This is a genomic window from Bradyrhizobium sp. SZCCHNGR1005, assembly GCF_032489995.1.
Lineage (GTDB): Bacteria > Pseudomonadota > Alphaproteobacteria > Rhizobiales > Xanthobacteraceae > Bradyrhizobium.
Window position 1 is genome coordinate 1 of sequence record NZ_JAUEZC010000022.1, and the last position, 6647, is coordinate 6647.

At 62.8% G+C, this 6647-nt stretch carries 2 protein-coding genes; both read right to left on the bottom strand.

What is annotated here, in order from left to right; genetic code table 11:
• Positions 1-1445: polyketide synthase (locus tag QXZ85_RS33650; RefSeq protein WP_315729239.1), on the bottom strand; the 1445-nt coding region annotated here is incomplete at its 3' end.
• A gap of 126 nt (positions 1446-1571) precedes the next feature.
• Entirely contained in the window at positions 1572-6647 is a 5076-nt protein-coding gene (locus QXZ85_RS33655) for a non-ribosomal peptide synthetase (protein WP_315729240.1), read from the bottom strand.

Here is a 6647-nt window from a genome sequence, read left to right on the forward strand (position 1 = left end):
CCGCTCTTCGCCGACAATACCAAAAGCTCACAAGAGCGCTTCGCCGCCGACAACGCGGTCTCGGCGGCAGCAGGCGCCTCCTCAACCACGACATGCGCGTTGGTGCCCGAGACGCCAAAGCTGCTTATCCCGGCAATCCGGGCTCGCTCGGCACGACGCGGCCACGGCCGCGCCTCTTGCAGCAGTGACAGGCCGCTGCCCTTCCATGCGATGTGCTCACTAGGCGTCTCCGCATGAAGAGTCTTGGGCAGGCGCTCGTGCTGCAGCGCCAGCACCATCTTCATCACTCCTAACGCCCCTGCGGCAGCACTCGTATGGCCTAGGTTGGACTTGCTCGAGCCGAGATACAGCGGCTTTTCTTTCTGCCTTGTCGGGCCAAACACCGCCGCCAACGCCCCTGCCTCGATCGGGTCGCCCAGTGTCGTGCCAGTTCCGTGCGCCTCAATCGCATCGATGTCATTCGCCGCAAGGCCGCTCACAGACAGCGCGCGCCGGATGACCCGCTGCTGACTCGGGCCATTGGGCGCCGTCAGCCCCTGGCTCCGGCCATCCTGGTTGACCGCACTCCCACGGATCACCGCAAGCACTCGGTCGCCGTCCCGCTTGGCGTCCGACAACCGCTTGAGCACCAGCACTCCGCAACCCTCGGCCCAACCGACACCGTTCGCGGCCGCCGAGAACGATTTGCACCGACCATCGGGAGCCAGCCCGCGCAACCGGCTGAATTCAACAAAGAAGCCAGGCGTGCTCATCACCTGCACGCCCCCCGTCAGCGCCAGATCGCACTCTCCTTGCCGCAACCCCGCACATGCCAGATGCAAGGCGACCAGCGACGACGAGCACGCCGTATCCACCGTCATCGCCGGGCCCTGCAGCCCGAGCGCGTAAGACACGCGCCCGGAGAGCACACTGCCGGCCTGCCCGGTGCCCACGTAACCAGTCAGCGCCTCAGGAGAGGCCGCGAAACTTGGGCCGTAGTCACAGCCCATTGAACCGAGATACACCCCGGTCGTGGATTCATTGAGCGTATCCAGCCGCAACCCCGCACGCTCCAGCGCCTCCCACGCGACTTCGAGAATCAGCCGCTGCTGCGGATCCATCGCCACCGCTTCGCGTGGGGAAATTTCAAAAAAGCCCGAATCGAATTGGTCTACTTCGCGCAGAAATCCTCCCTCACGCGCGTAGCTCTTGCCTTTCGCCTCCGGATCCGGATCGAAGAGCGCGTCCGAATCCCACCGTTCGGGAAATGGCCCAACGGCATCGCGACCTTCGCGTAGAAGAGCCCAGTAACCCTCCGGATCAACGACTCCCCCAGGGGTGCGGCAAGACATCGCCAGAATTGCGATCGGTTCGGACGATGCCTTGGCCTTATTCAGAGCTGACCGGAGTCGCTGCACCTCAAGTAGGCTCTCGCGCAAGAGATCGACTGCATTTCTACGCGACATTAGATCAGCTCCTTACTTCGCAAGAGGTTGACCAGTTCAGCACGCCCGCCAGCGCCGAACTTGCGCTTGGCCGAAACTCAATGTGCCCACGACTGATCGCACCTTCCGACATAGGCACATTCGCAACTACGATGTCAGCAACGAAAGGCGAGCAAGCTCGTCATCGTTTGCCAGCATACTTTCGGCAAGAGCCAGCAAAGAATCGTCTTCGACTTCGCGAATCGTTTTCTGTATGTCATCCAATTCGCTGCGGCTCTCCTTCGCAGTCGGTGGGGCCAGGGCGCGCACGATCGCTGCTACCGACGGGTAGTCGTACACCAGGGTGACCGGCAGCGAACGATCCAGTACACGTCCGAGCCGATTCCTGAACCGCAACGCCAGCAGCGAGTCGACCCCCAGGTTAGCGAGCGGAGCCTCGACAGGTACTTCTCTGACCTCGAAAGTCTCGGCCGCCACGCGCGACACAATCTCCGTCAGCTCGGCGAGCGAACGGCCAGACTTCTCACCCAACGATGCGATAGGTCTGACGGACGTTACAGGCTCCTGCCAGACATGCTTGCTCAAGGCCGCACGATCCACCTTGCCGTTGGCATTTAATGGCAACGATTCTCGAAGCTGGATTTGCACCGGCACCATGTAGGCCGGCAACACCTTCTGACAGTATGCGCGCAGTGCGCCGGCGTCAGTGCTGCGTGAGGGGGCTGGCAAGCCCTCCGCAAGGAAAGACCATCCTCGCTCCCTCCCCGACCAATCCGCAACTCCCCCCACCAGAGCGTGCACGTATATCTCGGTGGGGCTCAGATCGAGTTCTCCCTCCAACCCCCGAAAATCGAACGCTGCCTGGCACAGACCGAGTCCGTAAGCCGAAGCTTCATCCTCGAGCTTTTGGCAGAGCCGGCCGGCTTCCAACCGGCAAACAAGCTCACTCTGGCTGCCGCACAATGGGGCAATACGCTCCATCTGGCCTACGACGAGCAGCACGAACGACGCCGCTTCGAACATGATCCGATTGGCGGGCGGGACCCGTTTTGTGTCGAGGGATATTGGCCCGCCCGATCGGATGAGAGCGTGCGCGACGGAATCATAGCGGTACGCTCCGCCCTCGATACCCTCAACCCGGCCCGGCTTCACCGAAACGTACAGATGTACTGGCTGCAACTGGCCGAGAGTGCACGCGCGCGATCCTTCATGCACCTGGCGCAAAGTGCCAAGCAGCCCGGCCAAGCTCTCGAACGGCACCGCATGCGGCAGGTAGGTCCGGAAGCTGCGACGCCCCACCCACTGCCGCTCCACCTCTTCGTCCGACCGTCCGTTCGGGAGTGCGATCCACGGCGCAGTGGTGCGTCGAATGCTCCGGTGGCCAGCCTTGAACTCCATGCGCTCAGTTGCGCTCTGCAGCGGCGCAAACTCCGAAAGGTCCGCGCTTGGCTGGGCTCGCTCCGCCGCGTCAAGCACGACGGACCAGCCTTCTTCCCCGGGGGGAGTTGTCAATTCGGTCCCGCCCACCAGCGCGTGCAAGCAGATATCTTCCTGTGCGAGCCCTAACACCGGGGCCAGACCATCGAGCTGCAGGCCCACGAGAGAGTGCAACTGAACTCCCTCCTCCCTAGCAGCGCGCTCCAGCAGGTGGCACATCTCCCCCGCTTCCAGCGCACAGAACGGTTCGCTCAACCGTCGGTACAAAGGAGCGATCGCCGCCAAGTGCCCGATCAGCATCAGCGTAAACGCGGAAGACTTCAGCAGGTCTTCCTGGCCGGTGACGCGCTCGGACACAAGTGCCGTTTTGTCGGAGACCCACACCAGTTTGTGCTCGATCGGGTCGTAGTAGTAGACGCCTGCAGCCAGTCCATCGACTCGATCCGGCGCCACGCACACCAACGTTTGCACCGCATACAGACTTCCCGGTGATGCATACCGCGCTTTGGGCAAGGGAGCGTAGTCGCTCGCCACCCGTCGTAGAACCTCCAGGATGCTGGCCAGCGATGCCACATCAATCGCTGCGCCAGCTGCCCGATACTTTGCAGACGTGCGGCTCCGCGCGGTCGGTCCCTCCGGCAACACCACGGCGGGCGCGTCTGATTGTCGCCGTGCCGATGGCGTCGAAAGCATCGTCTCAACGAAGGCTCGCCGTGCCGCTGGATCCCGCAGCAGCGCGAGCTCACGCTCCTCTCGCCACGCTGGACCGACTGGCTCCGTGAAATAGTCGTCGGCAGCAGCAGCACCTAGAACCACATGCGCCGCCAAGCGTTTCTCCCGATCCCCAACCGCCACCACGACGGCCTGCTGCACGTCGGCGTGACGCTCGAGCACGGCCTCGATTTCTCCTAGCTCAACGCGGTAGCCATTCACCTTGACCTGCTGATCGCGACGGCCGAGAAACTCAATATCTCCGTTGGGCAACCAGCGGCCCCAATCTCCCGTGCGATACAGCCGCTCGCCGGTGCGCGGATGCAAAATGAAGCGCTCCTGGGTCCGTTCTTTATCCTGCCAATATCCCTGGGCCAGACCGATTCCGCCCACATGAATTTCGCCCGCAACGTAAGTCGGACATGGCTCGAGGCTCGGACTGAGTATCCAGGCCGTTTGGTTGGCCATCGGTTTGCCCCAAGGGATGCTTGGCCAGTCCGGCCCCACCCGCCCGATGCGGTACAAGATGGCATTGATGGATGTCTCAGTGGCGCCGCCGACGCTGATGACAGTTGCGTTGGGAACCTGTGAACGGAAGGCGTCGGGCAGACTTACGGGTATCCAATCGCCGCTGAGCATCACCTTGCGCAAGCTCCCCATGGCCTCCAGCACATCGGGTCGCCTCTCGGCGTGGTCGACCAGCAGCCCAAGCAACGCCGGCACCGAATTCCACACTGTCACGCCTTGACGAAGATACTGCGCCCAGAAAACGGGATCTCTCGCCTCTCCGGCGTCAGGCAACACAAGAGCGCCGCCGGCCGCAAACATCCCGAACATGTCGTAGACCGACAAGTCGAAGGACAAAGACGACAAACCGAATGCGCGGTCCGTCGATGCCACGTCCAGATGAGCATTGATGTCGAGCAGGTAGTTTACTGGACCGCGGTGATCGAGCATGACCCCCTTGGGATCGCCCGTGGAGCCCGACGTATAGATGATGTAGGCCAAATCGGTGGGCGTTTGGACAAACTCCAGCCGCGCCGCTTCTTGATCCGTGGGCGGATCGTCATCGACAACCAAGCGCTGCACGTCGACAAGCCCGTCCAGCTCCACCCAAGGCTGAGTCAGCGCCAGATTTGCCCCGCTTCGCCCCAGAAGCGACTGGCGGCGGGCTGGAGGAAGGCCGGCGTCTATCGGCAAGTACGCCGCGCCGGAGTACAGAACACCCAACACCGCAGCCACTTGCTCCCACCCCTTATCCATCACGATGGCGACAGGCGTATTGGGTTTCGCCCCGAGTTGACGCAGTCGATGCCCGAGCTGTCGCGCCATCGCGTCCAGCTCTCCATAGGTCAACGTCCGTGCCTTGGTTATCACCGCTGGTTGATCGGGCTGCAGCACCGCCTGAGCCGCGAAGAGGCCGTGCAAGGTCTGCGGTGACACCGCATGCGCCGTGTCGTTGGCGGCCGCAATGCGCGATTGCTGCCCTTCGGCCAGAAGCATCGGCCAGCACGCATCCCACTCCGCCGGATCTCGCGCCAGCGACGCGATCCGCGCCGTGTACGCGGCCATCATCTCCTCGATCATGCCCTCGGGGAACAATCCTTCGATGACATCCCAGCTGTACTCCAGCTCTGCTCCTTCCTCCCTGATAATGTGATCCAGCCAAACCTGCGGGGTTTGGGTGAGTTCGAAGAGAGATTCCCCCAACCAGGTTTTCCAGGTCTTCGTCGCCTCTTGAGATGAAGTCGGCAGCCCCAACAGGCTTGTGAACACGACCGGCGTCGTCACCTCTCGGCCCGCTCGACGCCACGCGCGCAGCACCTCGACGCCGTCGACGGCGCTATGCTCCAGGTGCTGGTGCAGCTGCCGCTGGAGGGAAGAGGCCCACGTGTGCAACGGCGTCCCCGCTGCACGATGGCACTCCATGAACAGCACGTTGGTGAAGTCACCCGTAATATTGTAGACATTTTCGTGGATCGGCGGACGGGTGAAATGGGTCAGGTTCAAAAGGAAGGGTGCATCGCCGGACCAGCGGCTCAACACTTCGGCAAACGCAGTGCAGAGTGCCATGGTCGGGGTGATGCCCCGCTCTTGCGCCGTTTCGTTGAATCGCTTCCAGTCCGCAGCGTTGAGCCGGCCGTGGTATCTGATGTTGCGGTGGTGTTGCACCCGATCCGGTGAAATGGCCAGCTGAAGTTGCGGGACTGGATCGAAGCTCGGGCGGCGCGCCTCCCAATAAGCTAGGGCGCGCTGATGCGGCTCACTACCTTGCGCAGCGATGCCCGCGCGAACGACTGCCTCGAAGCCCCGTGGCATGAGTGCGGACAATTCTGAGCCCGGGTTGTGGTACAGACGCTCCCAATCATGAAGTACGATCTGCAGACTAGCCGCATCCAGGCACAATAGGTCGAAGTCCAGGCAGCAGCGAACGCGACCTCCGGGCAGCAGAAACACACGAAAGTCGAAGAGCGGCCACGCTTCAAGCGACCGGCACGCACTGGACAGTTCTGCCCGCACCTGCATGAGCCGCTGCTCTCGCGCCTCTTCGTCCAGAGCGCGCAGATCCTCGACGGGCAGGACATAGTCGGGCACCTGTGAAAGCACCCGCTGAAAGCCATCCGGGGTAAAGACCATCCGCAGCGCCTCATGGCGTGCAATCACCGCTCGCCACGACGCCTCCAACCGCTGCGGCTCGAGCGCTGCGCCTTCGGTTTCACAGTAGAAGTGATACGCGACACCTCCGGCCGAACCCGTTTGCCGTCCAACCCAGTACGCCTGTTGGATCGGTGTGAGCGGGAACGGCGCATAGGGATCGGGCGGCAGCTGTTGCGGAGACGCAGCCACAATCGCCGCTGGTTCGCGAGCCGTCCACAGATTGACCAGTTCTTGAGCCAACGCGCGGCAGTTCTTCTCGAAGACGCTGGACACCGATAGGCCGACTGCAAGCAACTCCTGGAAACGCTTACGCAGCTCAACCGCCATCAGCGAATTGAGACCCAGCTCCTTGAGCGGGCGGTCTGGCTCAATGGCTTCCGCAGTCAGCGACAGCACGCGCGCGACCTCGGCCCGCAC